The following is an 18,318-nucleotide window of genomic DNA, read 5'->3' as shown; positions in this document are numbered from 1 at the left end:
TCAGCGGGCGAACGACATGGCCTCGGTCACGTCGCCACGCAGCATGTCGCGCCGGTCGAGCAGGTAGTTCTGCCGCATCAGCCACGGCGCGCCGTCACCCTGCTGTGGCAGCTCGGCGGCTGCCCGCTGCACATAGCCGGAGGAGAGCGGGAGCAGCGGCCGGCCCTCCATCCCGCCGGGCGCACGAGGCGTCGCCACGCGCCAGGCGTGCTGCTCCATGTGGTTCAGCAGCCGGCACACGTAGCGGCTCGCGAGGTCGGCGCGCAGCGTCCACGACGCGTTGACGTAGCCCACGCACACGGCGAGGTTGGGCACGTCCGCGAACATCAGCCCGCGGTAGACGGTGAGGTCACCGGTCGGTCGGGCCTCCCCGTCGACACTCAACGCGATGCCGCCGGCGAGCTTGATGCGCAGGCCCGTCGCGGTCACCACGACGTCCGCGTCGAGCTCGCGACCCGAGTGCAGCCGTATGCCGTGTGGCCCGAACGTCTCGATCGTGTCGGTGACGACGTGGGCCCGGCCAGAGCGTACGGCCGCGAAGAGGTCGCCGTCGGGCACGATGCACAGGCGCTGGTCCCACGGGTCGTAGGTGGGCGTGAAGTGGTCGGCGACGAGGTCCGTCGAGCCGAGGGACCTCGCGGCGCCCTTGGCGAGCAGCGACCGCATCACCGCGGGCCGGCGGCGGCTCAACTGGTAGGAGCCCATCTGGCCGAGCACGTTCTTGTAGCGGGCCGCCGTGCCGGCGACGCCGCCCGGCAGCACTTTCTGCAGCACGTCCCGCGCGCGGTCCTGGCGCGGCAGCGAGGCGATCCACGTCGGGGTGCGCTGGAGCATCGTCACGTCGGCGCCGCGGTCGGCGAGCGCCGGCACGAGCGTGACGGCCGTTGCGCCCGAGCCGATGACGACGACCTTCTTGCCGGCGACGTCGAGGTCCTCGGGCCAGAACTGGGGGTGGACGACCTGGCCCTCGAACTCGGCGATGCCGGGCAGCTGCGGGTCGTGCGGCCGCTCGTAGTCGTAGTAGCCGCTGCACAGGTAGAGGAACGAGCAGGTCAGCTGCTCGCGTACACCCTCGCGCTCGACCGTCACCGTCCAGCGCGCGTCGTCGCTCGACCAGTCGGCCGCGACCACCTTGTGGCCGAAGCGGATCCGCTCGGTGATGCCGTACTTGTCCGCCGTCGCCCGGAGGTAGTCGAGGATCTTCGGCCCGTCGGCGATGGCATCGGGGTCGGTCCACGGCTCGAAGGGGAAGCCGAGCGTCATCATGTCGGAGTCGGACCGCACCCCGGGATAGCGGAAGAGGTCCCACGTGCCGCCGATCGAGTCGCGCGCCTCGAGGATCGCCCAGCTGCGGGTCGGGCTCATCGTCGACAGGCGGTACCCGGCGCCGACGCCGGACAGGCCGGCTCCGACGACGAGGACGTCCAGGTGCTCGAGATCACTCACCTCGCCATTCTCACCCACTGTGACCCTCGCCGCGCGGGCGGCTACCGAGCGGTAACCAGCGGCTACCCTCGGCCGGGTGACGACGGCATACCCCTCCCTGCTCGCACCGCTCGACCTCGGCTTCACGACGCTGCGCAACCGCGTCGTCATGGGCTCGATGCACACCGGTCTCGAGGACCGGGCCCACGACTTCGACCGGCTCGCCACCTACTACGCCGAGCGCGCCCGCGGGGGTGTGGGGCTCATCGTCACCGGCGGCTTCGCGCCCGACCTCGCCGGCGCCCTCTATCCGGGCGGCTCGGTCCTCGTCACCGAGCGTCAGGCGCGCCGGCACCGCGTCATCACGAACGCCGTCCACCGCGAGGGCGGGACGATCGCGCTGCAGATCCTGCACGCCGGCCGCTACGCCTACCACCCACTCGCCGTGTCGGCGTCGGCCCTCAAGTCTCCGATCTCCCCCTTCGCCCCCCGCGCGCTCGGCGAGCGCGGCATCCGGAGGACCATCGCCGCTTACGCACGCTGCGCCCGCCTCGCTCGGGAGGCGGGCTACGACGGCGTCGAGATCATGGGCTCCGAGGGCTACCTCATCAACCAGTTCCTCGCGCCGCGCACCAACCAGCGCACCGACGAGTGGGGCGGCTCGCCCGAGAACCGCCGTCGCCTCGCCGTCGAGGTGGTCCGTGCCGTGCGCGAGACGGCCGGCCCTGACTTCGTCGTCGTCTACCGCCTGTCGATGCTGGACCTCGTGCCGGAGGGGCAGTCGTGGGAGGAGGTCGTGGCGCTGGCGCACGAGGTCGAGGCCGCCGGCGCGACGATCCTCAACACCGGCGTCGGCTGGCACGAGGCACGAGTGCCCACGATCGTCACGTCGGTGCCACGTGGCGCCTTCACGCGCGTGACCGCGAAGCTACGTCCCGAGGTCGGGATCCCGGTCATCACGTCCAACCGCATCTCCATGCCCGACCTCGCCGAGCGGGTCATCGCCGACGGCAGCGCCGACCTCGTGTCGATGGCGCGCCCCTTCCTCGCCGACCCGGACTGGGTGGCCAAGGCGGCCGGCGACCGCGCCGACGAGATCAACACCTGCATCGCGTGCAACCAGGCCTGCCTCGACCACACCTTCGCCAGGAAGACGGCGACCTGCCTCGTCAACCCGCGGGCCGTCCGCGAGACGACGCTCGTTCTCGCCCCGACCCGCCGCTCCAAGCACGTCGCCGTCGTCGGCGGGGGCCCCACGGGCCTGGCTGCGGCCACCTCGCTGGCCGAGCGTGGCCACCGCGTCGAGCTCTTCGAGGCCGGCGACGACCTCGGCGGCCAGTTCGCGCTCGCCATGCGCATCCCCGGCAAGGAGGAGTTCGCCGAGACCATCCGCTACTACCGTCGGCGGCTCGAGCTGACCGGCGTCAAGGTGCACCTCGGCCGCCGGGCCGCGCTCGACGACTTGACCGACTTCGACGAGGTCGTCGTCGCCACCGGGGTCGAGCCGCGTGTCCCCGATGTGCCGGGCATCGACCACCCCAAGGTGATGACGTATGCCGCCGCGATCCGCGGTGAGGCGCCCCTCGGCGCGCGCGTGGCCGTGATGGGCGCGGGCGGGATCGGGGTCGACGTCTCGGAGCTGCTCACTCACGTCGAGTCGCCGCTGACGGTCGAGCAGTGGATGGCCGAGTGGGGCGTCGGCGCCCCAGACGCATCGCGGGGCGGCCTCGTCGAGCCGCAGCCGTCGCCGTCGCCGCGGGAGGTGCACCTTCTCCAGCGCAAGAGCACACCGATCGGCAGGGGCCTGGGCAAGACGACCGGCTGGGTGCACCGGGCGGCTCTGAAGGCCAAGGGGGTCCACCACCACGTCGGGGTCAACTACGAGCGCATCGACGACGCCGGCCTGCACATCACGCACGGCGAGGACCGGACAGACGCGCAGGTGCTCGATGTCGACACCATCGTCGTCTGCACCGGGCAGGAGTCGGTCAACACGCTGGGCCCCGAGCTCGCAGCCCGGGGCGTGAAGGTCCACGTGGTCGGCGGCGCGGACGTCGCCGCCGAGCTCGACGCCAAGCGCGCCATCCGCCAGGCCACCGAGCTCGCCGCGACGATCTAGGTCGTCGCCCGCAGGTAGTCGTCCACCAGCCGGGCGGCGTCGCCGGCGCCGTCCTCGGCTCGGACCCGCTCACGGAGGGCGTATGCCGCCTCGCGGGCTCCCGGGGACAGCGCCACCTCGAGCGCCTGCTCGAGCCGGGTGGCCGTCAGGTCCTTGCGGGCGATCGGCGCGGCGGCGACGCCGAGGTCGGCCATCCGCCGGCCCCAGTAGGGCTGGTCGGCGGCATGCGGGACGACGACCTGTGGCACCCCGGCCCGCACGGCCGCAGCGGTCGTGCCGGACCCGCCGTGGTGGACGACCACGGAGCAGCGCGGGAAGAGCCGGTCGTGCGGCGCGTGCCGGATCCCGAGGAGGTGGGCGCGCTCGGAGGCCGGCAGCAGGTCCACCGACAGCCCGGCGAGACCCTCGCTGACGACGCCGCGCGCGCCCAGTCGCCGGAGCACTGTCGCGACGTCGCGCACGACCCCGCGGGGGTCCGGCGTCGGCATCGAGCCGAAGCCGACGTGGACGGGCGGTGGGCCGTCCGCGAGGAACGCCTGGAGGTCTGGGTCCAGCGGCCCCTCGGCGACCTCGTCGCGGACCCAGTAGCCGGTCTGGCGCAGCGCCGGCGGCCAGTCGGGTGCCGGTGGGACGACGCACGGGCTGGCCGCCAACAGCGTCGGCGTCCGCTCGGCGGCGCCGGCGTAGCCGCGGAAGTGCCGTCGTGGCAGGCCTTTTCGCAACCGCACCAGGTCGCCGGCGGGCCGGAAGAGGTCGAAGGCCACCCGACCGGCGAGGCTGCTCCACGCGAGGTTCACCGGGGAGGTGGCCCGCGGCTGGAGCGCCAGCGCGACGGAGTCGCCGTGGGCGCTCGGCCAGACGGGGGCGAACACGGCGTAGAGGTGCGGCTTGGTGGGCCGCCCGCGTCCGTCCGTGAGCAGCGCGTCGACGAGGTCGAAGGTCAGGGCGCCCGACACCACGACGTCCGCCTCCTCGACCAGGACCGAGACGTCGCTCGCAAGGGCCCCCGCGGTCGTGGCCATGACCTGTCGCATGAGCCGCGCCTCCTGCACCTGCGTCCACGCCGACCCTCGCAGCGCCTCGCGGCCCTCCCCCTCGCGCAAGGGCCCTTCGAGGTCGAACGACAGCGCCTCGAAGTCGACGCCGCTGCCCGCCACGACGTGAGCGAGGTCGGCAGGCGCGGCGAGCGACACGGCATACCCAAGCCGCCGGAGGCGTTGCCCGAGCGCGACGAGCGGCTGCACGTCACCGCGGGAACCCATGCCCAGCAGCAGGATTCGCACGTCAGCCCTCGTCGAGCTTCGCGCGGACGCGCGGGACGACCTCCTCGGCGTAGAGGCGGATGCATTCCATCCGCTGGTCGTGCGGGAGGGTGCCGAAGGAGTACTTCAGCTGGAAGCGGGAGAGGCCGAGCACCTGCACGGTGTCGACGATCTTGGCCGCGACGGTGTCGGGCGAGCCGCAGTAGACGGCGCCGCCGGGGCCGAGCTGCTGCAGCGCCTGCTCCTTCCCCATCGGCGCCCAGCGTCGCTCGCGGCCGAGCTTGTTCATGTACGGCAGGAAGTGCGGCATGAACTCCTCACGGGCCTGCTCGTCGGTCGCGGCGACGTAGCCCGGCGAGTGCACGCCGACCGGCAGCTCGGGCTTGCCCATCTCGGACAGCGCCCGGCGGTAGAGGTCGGCCAGCGGCGCGAACTGACGAGCGGAGCCGCCGATGATGGCGATGACGACGGGGAAGCCGTAGTGCGCCGCGCGCACCACCGACTGCGGGGTGCCGCCGACGCCCACCCAGACGGGCAGCCGGCCGGACTCCGTCGACGGCATGACCTTCTCGACCTGCACCGGCGGGCGGATCGAGCCCTCCCAGCGGAACGGCTGCTCCGCGACGACGGCCGCGAGCAGGTCGAGCTTCTCCTCGAAGAGCGTCTCGTAGTCGGCGAGGTCGAGGCCGAAGAGCGGGAACGACTCGATGAACGAGCCTCGCCCGACGGTGATCTCGGCGCGTCCGTGGCTGACGGCGGCGAGGGTCGAGAAGCGCTGGAAGACGCGGATGGGGTCGTCGCTCGACAGGACGGTGACGGACGTGCCGAGCCGGATGTGCTCGGTGCGACCGGCGAGCGCGGCCAGCACGACGTCGGGGGCGCTGACGGCGTAGTCGTCGCGGTGGTGCTCGCCGATGCCGAAGAAGTCGAGACCGAGCCGGTCGGCGAGCTCGCCCTCGGCGAGCACCTCCCGGATCACCGTGGCGGGGTGGAGCGGGGCGCCGTCGGGGCCGTCGGCGATGTCGCCGAAGGTGTCGAGGCCGAGTTCGAGGCTCATGGGCCCATCGTAGGTATGCCGCCGACGGGCCACGTGCGTCGAGCGCCGGGGTCCCAGCGTCGGACCGTCTCGATCGCGCCGTCCAGGCCGCGCAGCGGCCCGAGGACGGCGAGCGCCTGCCCGACCTGCTCGGCGGTGAGGCCGTGCGCGAGGGTGACGTGCGGGGTCCACCGGTCGACGCGTACCAGCTCCGAGACGTCAGAGGCTCCTGTCATCGCCTCGGCCACCGCCCGGTGCAGCGCGAGCAGGGCGGCGCTCGGGACGACGAGCCGGGCGAGCACGTGGCGTCGGGAGCCCATGACGACGAGCGGCCCGAGCCGCACCGGGACGGGCAGCATCCCTGGGAGCGCGCCGTGGAGCCGGTCCTCCGCCTCGTCGGGCACGTGGCCGGCGGCTGACAGCGTCACGTGCGGGGCGTTCGTCGGCCCCTTATGGCCGGCCTGGCTCGGCAGCTGCACCTCGGCGAGCACGGCCCACTCGCGCCGCACCTCGGCGTCGGTGGCGGCGTCGAGCAGGCCCTCGACCGAGTGCAGCGCCACGGTCAGACGGCCCGGACGGCGTCGACGAGCCCGACCACGTGGGCAGTGAGGGCCTCGACGGGCAGGTCGGCGCGTGCGACGAGCGCGCACACCGGGTGCTGCAGGAGCACGCACTCCCACACCTGCACCGGCGCGCCCGTGGCTCCCGGAGGGTTGCTCCCGAAGCGGCGCCAGCTCTCCTTCAGGACCTGCGCGTGCACCTCGGCAGTCACGTCGCCGTCGTACGCGTCATAGGCCCGCAGCTGGTCGACCACGTCGGCAGGCAGGGCGGCGTGGACCGGCTGGCGCACCACGAGCCGGTCGCCGAGCTGCTCAGCCCCGCCCAGCAGGGCGCGCGCCGAGTCGGCCGAGACGAGCGCCAGCTCCGCGGCCAGCTTCTCCAGCGGTCCGGGGTCGAGGGCGGCCACCTGCTCGAAGTCCACCGGGTGGTCGACCCGGCCCTCCGGCCAGTGCTCGACGTCCACCTGCTGGCTGGCGAGCCACGCAGCGATGCCGTGGGCCGTCGTGCTCTTGCCCGACCCGGGCAGCCCCTCGACGATGACCAGTCCGTTCACGGGAGACACCGTATGCCGCCCTCCCACCCGCCACTCCGTCGTTTCCCCGAGCGCAGCCGCCCGCTCCGACGAGATCCGCCGCAGCACGTAGCCATCGAGGGTCCGGGGTCGTCGTCCGGTCGATCCGCCGTCGAGCGAGGGCGGATCGTGACGCTGCGGGTCCGCACCCCGCACGCGGTCCCGACAGTGCGCCGACGCCGCCGGTACGGCGCCTGCTGGGATGGGAGAGTGGGCGCATGCGTGAGCTGCCGGTGCCCCTCGACCTGCCCCGCCCGTGGATCGCGCGAGCCCCTGACGCCAACGACACACCGGCGGTGACCGCGCTGCTCGCCGAGCACCAGCGCGCCGCCAAGGGGTCCTCGGGCGTCGACCCCGACGCCGTGCTCGGCCAGCTCGCCGGGGTCGGGTCGTGGACGCGTCGGCAGGCCCTCGTGCACGACCCCGCGGGTGCACTCGTCGCCTGGTTGTCGGTGCACGACCGTGCGGCCGGGCGGACCGTCCTCGAGGTGACGGTCGCGCCGACGCTCCCCGACGCGGATGCGACGGCACTGGCGACTGCGCTGTTCGCATCGGGGCGCCGGTACGCCCTCGACATCGCCGCGATGCGTGGATTGCGCTCGACGCTGCTCGACTCGGGCGCCTACGCCGACGACCAGCGCCAGCAGGCCTGGCTCACGGCTGCCGGGTACGAGTGCACGCGCACCTGGCTGCAGATGACCCGGCGGGTCACGCCCGAGGAGGCCACGAGCCTGCCAGGCCCGCGCGAGGGCGTCACGGTGCGCCCCGTCGAGCAGCACGACGACGGGCTGCCCGTGGCTGCCGACCTCCAGGCCGTGCACAGGGTGCTCGAGGAGTCGTTCCAGGACCACTTCAGCAGCTACCGCGAGAGCTTCCCGGAGTTCGTCATGCGCCTGCGGGAGGACCCCGGCCACCGCTGGGACCACTGGTGGCTCGCCACGGTGCAGACCGACGACGGCGAGCTGCCCGCCGGCGCGGTCGTCTCCACGGTGCTGCCGCCCGACGTCGACGGCGTCGAGGGCAGCTACATTGACTACATCGGCGTGCACCGCCGGGCCCGCGGTCGGGGCGTGGCCAAGGCGCTGCTGAACCGTGTCATCGCCGAGGCCGCCGGCCAGGGACGCAACCGCGTCGGGCTCGAGGTGGACGCCGACTCACCGACCGGTGCCGACGGCCTCTACTCGGCGATGGGGTGGGTCACCGACTACCGCACGCAGTCCTGGCACCAGAACCTCGAGGTGCAGGCCTGAGGCTGGTCTCTGGTCTCGGAGAGGCTCCGACGGATGTCAGGGCGCTGGTTCGACGACGTAGTCGATGAACCGGTCCGGTGAGTCATCACGCGGATGGATGAGCACGTGCTCGGAGTTAGACGGCTCCCCAGGAAGCTCGTAACGGATCTCGACGCTCCACCAAACCGCAGAGGGCATCTGCTCCATCGAAACGCCCGTCGGGGTCATGGGCCTACCCGCATGGCGGTCGATGAGGGTGCCGCGTCGCGGACCGTCGACGACGGCCGCCTCCAAGGCATCCCGATCGCCCGTCGCCACGGCAGACGTGTACGCATCCAGGGCTTGGTAAGGGCTGACGTTCCGGTGGAACACCCCGAGCACGTAGGCGGCCAACGCCGAGACAAGCACCAAGCTCCCGGCTGTGGCGATGAACAGCCGACGGAGCCGCCGTGGCTTGCCGGGCCGAACGTCGGCCTGGTCCTGGCTGACAACCATGAGCGAGTGTCGCACGTCGCCGCGGCCAGGTCTTCCGGCTCGCGGGACGCGTGTTGCGAGCAGCACGATCCTGGGTCACCGATAGCGTGGCGCGGTGAGCGGGGGTGCGCGGGCGGTCGTAGCTGGCTGGAACGGGTTCATCGGGCACCGTCTCGTCGACGATCTCGCCGCTCGCGGGTACGACGTCGCACGCGTTGGACGCACTGGTCCCGAGGGTCGGTGGAACGACCCCAGATCACTCGCCCGCCTCGTCGACGGCTCAGACCTCGTGGTGAATCTCGCGGGCATGAGCGTGGGTTGCCGCTACACCGACAGGAATCGGGACGAGATTCTGCGCTCGCGGGTGGCCACGACGCGACTGCTGCACGAGGCGGTTGCCACCGCTGCACGACTGCCGCGGCTGTGGCTCAATGCCAGCACCGCGACGATCTACCGCTACGCCCTCGATCGCCCCCAGACCGAGTCCGGCGGCGAGCTGGGCACCGGGTTCTCGGTCGACGTGGCGCGCAGCTGGGAGCGTGAACTGTTCGCCGGCGACCTGCCCGGCACCCGACGCGTGGCACTGCGCATGGCCATCGTCCTCGGCGGACCGGCCTCCGACATGCTCGCCCGGGTGGCGCGGCTGGGTGCTGGCGGGGCGCAGTACGACGGGTGGTGGTTCCAGCACCGTCGCTACCGCGGCATCGGTGAGGAGCCCACTGGCGGCCCTGTGCCGATCCACCACTCGCACGGACGCCAGAAGTTCTCGTGGATCCACATCGAGGACGTCCTGGGCGCCATCCGCTTCCTCGACCAGCGCGAGGACCTCGAGGGCCCCGTGAACCTCACATCGCCGAACCCGAGTGACAACCGCACCTTGATGGCCGAGTTGCGCCGTGCGGTAGGCATGCCCTTCGGCCTCCCCGCGCCGCGGTGGCTGTTGGAGCCTGCGATGTGGGCCCTCCGCAACGAATCCGAACTGGTGCTGAAGAGTCGGTGGGTCTTGCCGGAACGGCTCACCTCTGCCGGATTCGAGTTCCGCTGGCCCCAGCTCGCTCCCGCCCTTGCCGACACCGTCGGTTAGCCGACCCAGCCGGCCCCACCGCACGCCCCTTGCGGTGTGCGGGATGGCGGGTTGGTTCACACGCGAAGATGTCGCCCATGGTTGGAAGCGAGTGCGCCCGGGACGTCGAGCGTGCTGCGCACCTACTGGACCGCCCATCACTCGTCTTCCGGCGCTGTCTGACCGGCGGCGAACACGCCCGCACCATGGTGGCGGGCGACGGCGTCGGCGACGTCGTCCTGCGCCGCTTCCCGCCTGGGGACACAGCGGGCCGACACGAGATGGTTGTGAACGGGCGACTTGCCGCACTCGATGGGCTCGCACCGCGCCTACTGGCCGCTGCTGACGACCACGGCGATGGAGCCCTACTCGTCAGGTCGCCCGCTTGGCCTGTGACCCCTTCCCGCGGCTGGACCTGTCCGATCGGGTCCTCTCCCATTACGACTTCTGGACGGGCAACACTCTTTGGAGGCATGGCACCGTTGTCGGTGTGGTCGACTGGTCGGGTGCACGAGTGGGATCTCCCGGCGGCGGCACAAGCGGTGGACGTGGTCGGGACGTGGGCGCCGAACTACTTGGGCATCGGGCTGCCCGACTTGACTCCAGACCGCCTTGAAACGCGGATGGCGGCCTGGGTCGAGGTTCTGCTCGCTGAACAAGGCTCCTGATCTCCACCCCTACTCGTCCGGGCACCGCGCCACCGTCCGCAGCGGTTCGGGTGGCCGTTCGGATGTGGCAGTCGCGTTTCCACAACCCGTGTCGGGCCCGCCGATGGGGGTACGGGCTCCGGGAACCGATCAACCACTGCCGACAAGGAGGAGCAGCCATGAGTGAGGCCGCAAAGGATCGAGCACAAGCTGCTGAGCTGCCGGAAGGAGACGTCGTCCGGTTGCTGCTGGAGCAGCACGGCCGGATCCGCGAGCTCTTCGCCGATGTGACCAGTGCCGAGGGCGAGCACAAGCGGCACGCCTTCGACGAGCTACGGGCACTCCTCGCCGTGCACGAGACGGCCGAGGAGATGGTGCTGCGACCGGTGACGGCCAAGACCGCCGGTCGTCGTGGACGCGCGAAATCAGGAGGAGGCCAAGGCCAACGAGGTGCTCAAGAACCTCGAGAAGCTGGACGTCGACTCACCGGACTTCGACCAGATGCTTGCCGACTTCCAGAAGGCGGTCGACGAGCACGCGCACGCGGAGGAGTCCGAGGAGTTCCCGACAGTGCTCGCCGAATGCGATGAGGACAAGCGCCGGACGATGGGCAGCCATCTTCGTGCCGCCGAGTCGATCGCACCGACTCACCCGCACCCCTCGACCGCAGGATCGACAGCGGGCCAGTACGCGGTCGGACCCATCGCCTCCCTGGTTGACCGCACCCGCGACGCGATCCACAGCGCGATGTCCTGACCCGGCGCCATCTGCGATTCCCGCACCACCGACCACCCCGGCGCAGCGAGGACGACTGGTCCACCAAGATGGCGGTATGCGAAGCACCTCGTTGAACGTTCGGTCCTGTCCGGCCGTGAGCACCAAGCGGGCGGTGCCGGACCAGCGCACCGGCGACGACCTCATCGGCCGGTTCGGCTGACGGTGCCCAGACGTTCGCAACAGCGTCCTCGCTCCCGCTCGGGTCAAGCAGCCGTTCTGGTCCTCCCCCTCGCGCTTCTCTTCACAGCCTGGCTCGCTGGCCACCGTGGCGGCCGTGTCGTGGAGGCGCCGGCGTCGAGGTCTCTGGTCACCATCGTCGACACCAGCGCCCTGACCGCGCCCGCCGTCAGGAAAGCCGAGGCACCGTCGAAGGGTGCGGATCACGGTGCGGCCGCCAAAGGGCTGGTGGTCGAGGCCGACCCGGGGTGGTTAACGCGCACCGCCAAGCGCACCGGGATCCCTCTCGTGGCCCTGCGTGCCTACGGCAGGGCATCGCTCCTCGAAGCCTCAGAGCACTCCCGGTGCCACGTGGGCTGGGCGACGCTGGCGGCCATCGGTGAGGTGGAGTCCGCCCACGGGACGATCGCCGGTACTCGACTGCTGAAGGACGGGCGGACCTCCCGCCCGATCGTCGGCCCAGCGCTCGACGGCGAAGGCGGGGTGGCTGCGATCCCGTCCAGCCCGGACGGACGACGCGTACACGGTGACGACACGTGGGAGCACGCCGCCGGTCCGATGCAGTTCCTTCCCGACTCATGGCGACTATTCGGCGCCGACGCGGACGCGGACGGCGTCGCAGACCCGTCCGACATCGACGATGCGGCATGGGGTGCGGCACGGCACCTGTGCTCGAGCGGACGCGACCTCCGCAACGGCGCTGACTGGACGCAGGCCGTGCTGGGCTACAACGCCTCTGACACGTACGTCCGCCGGGTGCTCGACCTCGCGGAGTCATACGCCCGTTCGGCCTCGAGGGGCTGATGGGGCAGGCCGACCTCGGCCGCGCCTACCGGGTCGTCTACAGCGAGTAGCCGCACCAGCCTGAAAACTTTGTCGGCCAGTCGAGCCTGCCTCGTGGGCGGGCCGGAGCGGGATCGGGTCCACTGCCGCTTGCCGGCCCACCAGAGCGAGCGAGCGCCGCGCCGTCCGCCGGGGCGGATGACGCGGCGCTCGACTGCAGCCCGGGTGCGCTCAGAGTCGCATCGATCCGCCGACCTTCGAGGTCTCCTCGTCGACGACGTCGGCCACGCTCGGGCTCTCGTGCGTCGACTCGACGTCCCGCACCTCGACGGGCTCGGTCGGGACCAGCTCGCCGACGCCTTCGCCCGGCGCGGTCTCCTGGACGGTGAGCGAGAAGTCGTCGCCGTGCTCGCTCACGCCCGCGACGACGGCGTGCTCGACGGCCGCGACGGCATACTGCCTCCGGACGACCTGCGGGTCGCGCGAGAGGTCCTTCACGAGCGCGACGGCGAGGCCGATCATGATGACCAGGAAGGGCAGGGCCGCGACGATCGTCACGTTCTGTAGGCCCGACAGGGCGTCCTCACCGCCGATGAGCAGCATGATCGCGGCGACCGCGCCGGTGGCGGCGCCCCAGAAGATCACCGTCTTGCGCGACGGCTCGAGCGTGCCCTTCTCCGAGAGCGTGCCCATGACGACCGACGCGGCGTCGGCACCCGAGACGAAGAAGATCGCGACGAGCACCATGACGACGACCGCCGTCACCGTCGGCCAGGGCAGGTTGCCGAGCATCGCGAAGAGCGAGCCCTCGGGGGTCGACTGGGCGGCGAGGTCGGTGCCGCCCTGCTGCTGCGAGATGCCGGCGCCGCCGAAGATCGCGAACCAGATGAGCGAGACGACCGACGGCACGAGCAGCACGCCGGAGACGAACTGGCGGATGGTGCGGCCGCGCGAGATGCGGGCGATGAACATGCCGACGAAGGGCGTCCAGCTGACCCACCAGGCCCAGTAGAAGATCGTCCAGCCGGCGAGCCAGTCCTTCATGCCGTCGCCGCCCGCGGCGTCGGTGCGGGCCGACATCATCGCGAGGTCCTTGAAGTAGGAGCCGATCGTCGTCGGGACGAGGTTGAGGATGAAGACGGTCGGGCCCACGACGAAGACGAACAGGGCGAGGGCGAGCGCCAGCACCATGTTGATGTTGGAGAGCCACTGGATGCCCTTGGCGACGCCGGAGACGGCCGAGAGGATGAAGCAGATCGTCAGCACGACGATGATCGCGATGAGGACGGCGTTGCCGACCTTGCCGATGCCGGTGACGATCTGCAGGCCGGACCCGATCTGCAGCGCGCCGAGGCCAAGTGAGGTCGCCGAGCCGAAGAGCGTCGCGAAGATCGCGAAGATGTCGATGACCCGGCCGGCCGGGCCGTTCGCGCGCCGCTCGCCGAAGAGCGGCGCGAAGGCGGAGCTGATGAGCAGTGAGCGGCCCTTGCGGAACACGCCGTACGCGACGGCGAGGCCGACGACGGCGTAGATCGCCCACGGGTGCAGCGACCAGTGGAACATCGTGGTCGCCATGGCGGTCTGCACGGCCGCGGCGTTGCCCGGGTCCCCTGTGCCGGGCGGCGGCTTGACGAAGTGGGTCAGCGGCTCGGTGACGCCGTAGAACATCAGGCCGATGCCCATGCCGGCGGAGAACATCATCGCCACCCACGACGAGGTGCGGAACTCAGGGGTCTCGCCGTCACCGCCGAGCGGGATGTTGCCGTACTTGCTGGCGGCCAGCCAGACCACGAAGACGACGAAGCCGGACGCGGCGAGGGAGAAGAGCCAGCCGGTGTTGTGCACGACGAAGTCGAGGCCGGCCGAGGCGCTGGAGCTCAGGGTGTCGGTGCTCAGCGCACCCCACAGGACGAAGCCGATGGCCACCGCGGCCGCGACCCCGAAGACGACCTTGTCGACCCTGGAGGGCGGCGCGTCCTCGTGGTTCACCGGTGGTGGCTCGAGGGCCGGGTGCAGCGTGTCGTCGGGACTCTTGGTCAGTTCACTCATACGTCATGGACGACGCCCGACGAAGGCGCCGTCCGTCTCCTCACGTTACGTGTCACTCAGAAGTTGCGGAAACATCCACTGTGCCGAACACACGCAGTCGAGCGCAAAACGAGAGCGCGCTGTGTCCCTGCTGGAAGGGCGCACGGCATACGGCGAAGGGCCACGAACCCCGTTGCGGTTCGTGGCCCTTCGCGAGAGCTGCGGTGTAGGTCTGACAGCGCGCGTCAGCGCACCCCGGCCAGCTCCGGGTCGTTGCCGGCGGCGCCGCTCGTCGGGCCGACCGGCAGCTCGTCCGGCCGGTCGCCGTGCTCCGCCTCGACCATGCTGGACTCGTCGAAGCGGTCCTGGCCGGAGAGGACCCGCGCAGCCTTGTCGCGGTCGATCTCGCCGACCCACGTGCCGATGATGACCGTCGCGATCGCGTTGCCGGCGAAGTTCGTCAGCGCACGCGCCTCGCTCATCAGGCGGTCGATGCCGACGATGAAGCCGACGCCGGGCACCAGGTCGGGGCGGTGCGACTGGAGGCCACCGGCGAGGGTCGCCAGGCCGGCGCCGCTGACGCCGGCGGCGCCCTTGCTGGCGATGACCATGAAGACGAGCAGGCCGATCTGCTGGCCGAGGCTGAAGGGCTTGTCCATGGCCTCGGCGATGAACAGGCTCGCCATCGTCAGGTAGATGGCGGTGCCGTCGAGGTTGAACGAGTAGCCGGTCGGGACGGTGATACCCACCACGGGGCGGGAGACGCCGAGGTGCTCCATCTTGGCGATGAGGCGCGGCAGGGCCGACTCGGACGACGACGTCGACAGGATGAGGAGGAACTCACGCCCGAGGTAGCCCAGCAGCGAGAAGACGTTCATCCCGGTGACGACCTTGAGGATGGCGCCGAGGAAGCCGAAGACGAAGATCGCGCAGGTCAGGTAGAAGGCGAGCATGAGCAGGCCGAGGCTCTTGAGCGAGCCGATGCCGGTCGCGCCGACGAGGGCGGCCATCGCACCGAAGGCGCCGATGGGCGCGACCCACATGATCATCGCCATGAGCCGGAAGACGAGGCGCTCGAGGTGCTTGATGCCGGTGAGGATCGGCTCGCCGGCCTTGCCCATCTTCTGCAGCGCGAAGCCGACGAGCAGCGCGACGAGCAGCGCCTGGAGCACCGAGCCGGAGGTCAGGGAGGACACCAGGGTGTCGGGGATGAGGCCGAGGACGAAGTCGACCGCCCCCTCGGACTTCTCGCCGATCTGCGCCTGTCCGGACTTCGCGACGGCGTCGGTGAGGTTGAGACCCGAGCCGGGCTGCACGATGTTGCCGACGACGAGTCCGACGCCGAGGGCCACGGTGGACATGACGATGAAGTAGCCGAGGGCCAGGCCTCCGACCTTGCCGACCTGGGCGGCGCGACGGACCGAGCCGATGCCGAGCACGATCGTGCAGAAGATGATCGGCGTGATCATCATCTTGATGAGGTTGACGAAGCCCGTGCCGAGGGGCTTGAGGCTCTTGCCCACGTCGGGGAAGGCCCAGCCGACGAGGATGCCGGCGACCATCGCGACGATGACGGCGATGTAGAGCAGATGGGTGCGGTCGCGCTTCGGCGTCGCACCCGGCTGGGCGTCGACGGCGCTGTCGGCGGTGGAACTCACGGTGACCTCCATTGGCTGGGTCCACAGCGCTGGAGCGCGGGACCGGGGAACGTGACGAGGTTGCCGCCGACGGTGACTAGGGTCACGTTTGTGTTCATTGAGTTCTCACGGGCGGTTCCGTGCCGTTGAGCTCCCTCTCCCGTACGCGTGGGGCTGCGAGGCGGGTGCTCGGCGCCCCGGGACGCTGGAGCGTCGCGGGCCAGACGTTCGCGCTGCAGGTCATCGTCGCCGTGCTCGTCGTCGGGGCCGGCCTCGTCGGCGCCTACGGCCAGGCGCAGCGCGCCGGCGACCAGCAGGCCATCGCGCGGGCGCTCGCCGTGGCGCGGACGGTGGCCGTGACCCCGAGCGTGGTCGCCGCGGTCGAGGGCCCCGACCCGTCGCGGGCGCTGCAGGCGTACGCGGAGCGGGTGCGTGAGGCCTCGGGCACCGACTTCGTCGTCGTCATGAGCCGCTCGGCGATCCGCTACACCCACCCCGACCCGACGCAGATCGGCAGGAGGTTCATCGGGCACACCGAGGCTGCGCTGGCCGGTGGTGTCGTCGAGGAGGACTACACCGGCACGCTCGGGCCGTCCTCACGCGTGGTCGTGCCGGTCACCGACCGCGGCGCGGTGGTGGCGCTCGTCTCCGTCGGCATCCGCAAGGCGGCGGTCGGCGAGCGGGTGCAGGCGCAGCTGCCCGGGCTGCTGCTCGCCGGGCTCGTCGCGGCCCTGCTCTCGGGTCTCGGCACGGCGCTGGTCTCGCGGCGCATCCGCCGGCAGACGCACGGCCTCGGCGAGCGCCAGCTCCGCGAGATGTACGAGTACTACGACGCCGTGCTCCACGGCGTGTCCGAGGGGCTCGTCATCACCGACCTCGAGGGCCGGCTGCGGCTCGCCAACGACGAGGCGACCCGGCTGCTCGGGCTCCCTGCCGACGCCGTCGGGCGGCCCGTCGCCGACCTCGGCCTCTCCCCCGCCCTGGCGACGGCGCTGACCGACGACGCGGTCCACGAGGACGAGCTGCACGTGACGTCCGCCCGCGTCGTCGTGCTCAACCGCGGCCCGGCCCGGTGGGAGGGCCGGCTGCTCGGGCACGTGGCGACGCTGCGTGACCGCACCGACCTCGAGGCCCTGACCGGTGAGCTCGACTCGGCGCGAGGGCTCACCGAGGCGCTGCGGTCGCAGGCCCACGAGTCGGCCAACCGCCTGCACACGATCGTCAGCCTCATCGAGCTCGGCCACACCGACCGGGCCCTCGACTTCGCGACGGAGGAGCTGCAGGTCTCCCAGCTGCTCACCGACCGGGTCGTCGGTGCGGTCGACGAGCCGGCCCTCACCGCGCTGCTGCTCGGCAAGGCCGCCGAGGCGCACGAGCGGGGCATCGCCTTCGAGATCGAGCCCGGCGCGCACTGGCCCCGTGGGGTGGCCCCGACCCGCGACCTCGTCACCGTCGTCGGCAACCTCATCGACAACGCCCTGGACGCGGTCGCCGGCGCACGCGAGGCGTCGGGGGCTCACGGGCCCGAGCGGCACGTGAGCTTCGACGCGCGCGTCGAGGGGGCGTATGCCGTCCTCGAGGTCTCCGACGACGGGCCCGGCCTGCCGCCGGGCGGGGTCGAGGACGCCTTCCGCCGGGGCTGGTCGACGAAGGAGCAGGGCAGCGCCGGACGGCGTGGCATCGGCCTGGCCCTCGTCGCCCAGACGGTCGAGCGGCTCGGCGGTGACCTCGAGGTGACGGGGCCTCCGGGCGCCACCTTCACGGTGCGGCTGCCCGTCGGCGCCGGCCGCGGACCCGCCGTGCCCCGCAGTGCCGAGGTGGGTCACGGTGGCTGAGCCGACGGGCGCGGAGGTGCTTCGGGTCCTCGTCGTCGAGGACGAGCCGGTCGCGGCCGAGGCGCACACGGCATACGTCGGCCGCGTCGACGGCTTCGAGGTGGTGGCCACGGTCGGCACCTCGCAAGCCGCCCTGAAGGCATTGCAGGACAAGCAGATCGACGTCGTCCTGCTCGACATGAACCTTCCCGACCGGCACGGGCTCGATGTCGTCCGGGCGATGCGGGCCGCCGGTCACCGGGCAGACGTCATCGCCGTCACGTCGGCGCGCGACCTCGACATCGTCCGTGCCGCGGTGTCGCTCGGGATCGTGCAGTACCTCCTCAAGCCCTTCGTCTTCGCGACCCTGCGCGACCGGCTGCTCGCCTACCGCGCGTACCGCGACCAGCTTCGCGGCGGGACCGAGCTGGGCACGCAGGCCGAGGTCGACGAGGTCTTCGCCGGCGCCCGGGTCGCCGTCGAGGCGCGGCTGCCCAAGGGCATGGGTGAGGAGCTGCTCTCGCGGGTCTCCCGGCTGCTGCGTGAGGCCGACGGCGGGCGCTCGGCGACCGAGCTCGCCGAGGCCCTCGGCGTCAGTCGGGTGACGGCCCGGCGCTACGCCGAGCACCTCTGCGAGACCCGGCTCGCCGAGCGGCGCTCGAGGTATGCCGGCGCCGGGCGTCCCGAGGTCGAGTACCTCTGGGTGCGGTGAGCG

Annotated in this window: 16 protein-coding genes and 1 pseudogene; 9 read left to right on the top strand and 8 right to left on the bottom strand. The window is 71.8% G+C overall.

What is annotated here, in order from left to right:
* Complete coding sequence (locus AB0316_RS03540) at positions 1 to 1,446, bottom strand: NAD(P)/FAD-dependent oxidoreductase (RefSeq protein WP_366270517.1); 1,446 nt, start codon at positions 1,444 to 1,446, stop codon at positions 1 to 3.
* A 76-nt stretch (positions 1,447 to 1,522) separates the two neighbouring features.
* Here AB0316_RS03540 and AB0316_RS03535 point away from each other — a divergent pair, with 76 nt between their 5' ends.
* Positions 1,523 to 3,544 (top strand): NADPH-dependent 2,4-dienoyl-CoA reductase, encoded by a 2,022-nt coding sequence (locus tag AB0316_RS03535; protein ID WP_366270515.1) that lies wholly within the window; start codon positions 1,523 to 1,525, stop codon positions 3,542 to 3,544.
* On the opposite strand, the gene AB0316_RS03530 is transcribed toward AB0316_RS03535, so the two are convergent.
* From AB0316_RS03530 to AB0316_RS03515, 4 genes are read right to left on the bottom strand one after another with little or no spacing between them, the layout of a single operon-like run.
* Positions 3,541 to 4,827: a glycosyltransferase gene (locus AB0316_RS03530; protein WP_366270513.1), complete on the bottom strand. Its 1,287-nt coding sequence runs from the start codon at positions 4,825 to 4,827 to the stop codon at positions 3,541 to 3,543. The two genes, AB0316_RS03535 and AB0316_RS03530, sit on opposite strands and share 4 nt — an antisense overlap.
* Position 4,828: 1 nt before the next feature.
* Positions 4,829 to 5,863 (bottom strand): LLM class flavin-dependent oxidoreductase, encoded by a 1,035-nt coding sequence (locus AB0316_RS03525; RefSeq protein ID WP_366270511.1) that lies wholly within the window; start codon positions 5,861 to 5,863, stop codon positions 4,829 to 4,831.
* Entirely contained in the window at positions 5,860 to 6,402 is a 543-nt protein-coding gene (locus AB0316_RS03520) for a 2'-5' RNA ligase family protein (protein WP_366270509.1), read from the bottom strand. The genes AB0316_RS03525 and AB0316_RS03520 overlap by 4 nt, the downstream gene beginning before the upstream one ends.
* Before the next feature lie 2 nt (positions 6,403 to 6,404).
* Entirely contained in the window at positions 6,405 to 6,956 is a 552-nt protein-coding gene (locus tag AB0316_RS03515; RefSeq protein ID WP_366270507.1) for a hypothetical protein, read from the bottom strand.
* A 236-nt stretch (positions 6,957 to 7,192) separates the two neighbouring features.
* Between AB0316_RS03515 and AB0316_RS03510 the strand changes: the two genes are divergently transcribed.
* Entirely contained in the window at positions 7,193 to 8,224 is a 1,032-nt protein-coding gene (locus tag AB0316_RS03510) for a GNAT family N-acetyltransferase (protein ID WP_366270505.1), read from the top strand.
* Between the two features lie 36 nt (positions 8,225 to 8,260).
* On the opposite strand, the gene AB0316_RS03505 is transcribed toward AB0316_RS03510, so the two are convergent.
* Entirely contained in the window at positions 8,261 to 8,698 is a 438-nt protein-coding gene (locus tag AB0316_RS03505) for a hypothetical protein (protein WP_366270503.1), read from the bottom strand.
* A 94-nt stretch (positions 8,699 to 8,792) separates the two neighbouring features.
* Here AB0316_RS03505 and AB0316_RS03500 point away from each other — a divergent pair, with 94 nt between their 5' ends.
* The 5 genes and pseudogenes from AB0316_RS03500 to AB0316_RS03480 all read left to right on the top strand — a co-directional run bounded on the left by AB0316_RS03500 (position 8,793) and on the right by AB0316_RS03480 (position 12,145).
* Positions 8,793 to 9,761 (top strand): DUF1731 domain-containing protein, encoded by a 969-nt coding sequence (locus AB0316_RS03500; protein WP_366270501.1) that lies wholly within the window; start codon positions 8,793 to 8,795, stop codon positions 9,759 to 9,761.
* 364 nt (positions 9,762 to 10,125) lie between these two features.
* Positions 10,126 to 10,356 (top strand): phosphotransferase, encoded by a 231-nt coding sequence (locus tag AB0316_RS03495; RefSeq protein ID WP_366270499.1) that lies wholly within the window; start codon positions 10,126 to 10,128, stop codon positions 10,354 to 10,356.
* A gap of 114 nt (positions 10,357 to 10,470) precedes the next feature.
* Positions 10,471 to 10,797 (top strand): annotated as a pseudogene (locus AB0316_RS03490) (hemerythrin domain-containing protein); the annotation flags it as partial.
* Position 10,798: 1 nt separating this feature from the next.
* Complete coding sequence (locus AB0316_RS03485) at positions 10,799 to 11,143, top strand: hypothetical protein (protein ID WP_366271310.1); 345 nt, start codon at positions 10,799 to 10,801, stop codon at positions 11,141 to 11,143.
* A 300-nt stretch (positions 11,144 to 11,443) separates the two neighbouring features.
* Entirely contained in the window at positions 11,444 to 12,145 is a 702-nt protein-coding gene (locus AB0316_RS03480) for a murein transglycosylase (protein WP_366270497.1), read from the top strand.
* A 210-nt stretch (positions 12,146 to 12,355) separates the two neighbouring features.
* On the opposite strand, the gene AB0316_RS03475 is transcribed toward AB0316_RS03480, so the two are convergent.
* Positions 12,356 to 14,173, bottom strand: coding sequence for a BCCT family transporter (locus tag AB0316_RS03475; protein ID WP_366270495.1), 1,818 nt, complete (start codon positions 14,171 to 14,173; stop codon positions 12,356 to 12,358).
* A gap of 224 nt (positions 14,174 to 14,397) precedes the next feature.
* Positions 14,398 to 15,810, bottom strand: a complete 1,413-nt coding sequence (locus AB0316_RS03470; RefSeq protein WP_366270493.1) for a cation:dicarboxylase symporter family transporter — start codon at positions 15,808 to 15,810, stop codon at positions 14,398 to 14,400.
* A 119-nt stretch (positions 15,811 to 15,929) separates the two neighbouring features.
* Here AB0316_RS03470 and AB0316_RS03465 point away from each other — a divergent pair, with 119 nt between their 5' ends.
* Both AB0316_RS03465 and AB0316_RS03460 read left to right on the top strand, forming a co-directional pair.
* Positions 15,930 to 17,624, top strand: coding sequence for a sensor histidine kinase (locus AB0316_RS03465; protein ID WP_366270491.1), 1,695 nt, complete (start codon positions 15,930 to 15,932; stop codon positions 17,622 to 17,624).
* Positions 17,617 to 18,315, top strand: coding sequence for a response regulator (locus AB0316_RS03460; protein ID WP_366270489.1), 699 nt, complete (start codon positions 17,617 to 17,619; stop codon positions 18,313 to 18,315). The genes AB0316_RS03465 and AB0316_RS03460 overlap by 8 nt, the downstream gene beginning before the upstream one ends.
* Positions 18,316 to 18,318 lie beyond the last annotated feature (3 nt).

Source organism: Terrabacter sp. NPDC080008, from assembly GCF_040702505.1.
In the GTDB taxonomy this organism is placed as follows: domain Bacteria; phylum Actinomycetota; class Actinomycetes; order Actinomycetales; family Dermatophilaceae; genus Terrabacter.
Note: the sequence above shows the minus strand (reverse complement) of the source record. Positions and strands in the feature narration are given on the sequence as shown.

Bases quoted from the DNA above. Each gene is read 5' to 3' on its own strand.
- AB0316_RS03505 (WP_366270503.1), bottom strand. From the start codon at position 8,698: ATGGTTGTCAGCCAGGACCAGGCCGACGTTCGGCCCGGCAAGCCACGG.
- AB0316_RS03525 (WP_366270511.1), bottom strand. From the start codon at position 5,863: ATGAGCCTCGAACTCGGCCTCGACACCTTCGGCGACATCGCCGACGGC.
- AB0316_RS03475 (WP_366270495.1), bottom strand. From the start codon at position 14,173: ATGAGTGAACTGACCAAGAGTCCCGACGACACGCTGCACCCGGCCCTC.
- AB0316_RS03510 (WP_366270505.1), top strand. From the start codon at position 7,193: ATGCGTGAGCTGCCGGTGCCCCTCGACCTGCCCCGCCCGTGGATCGCG.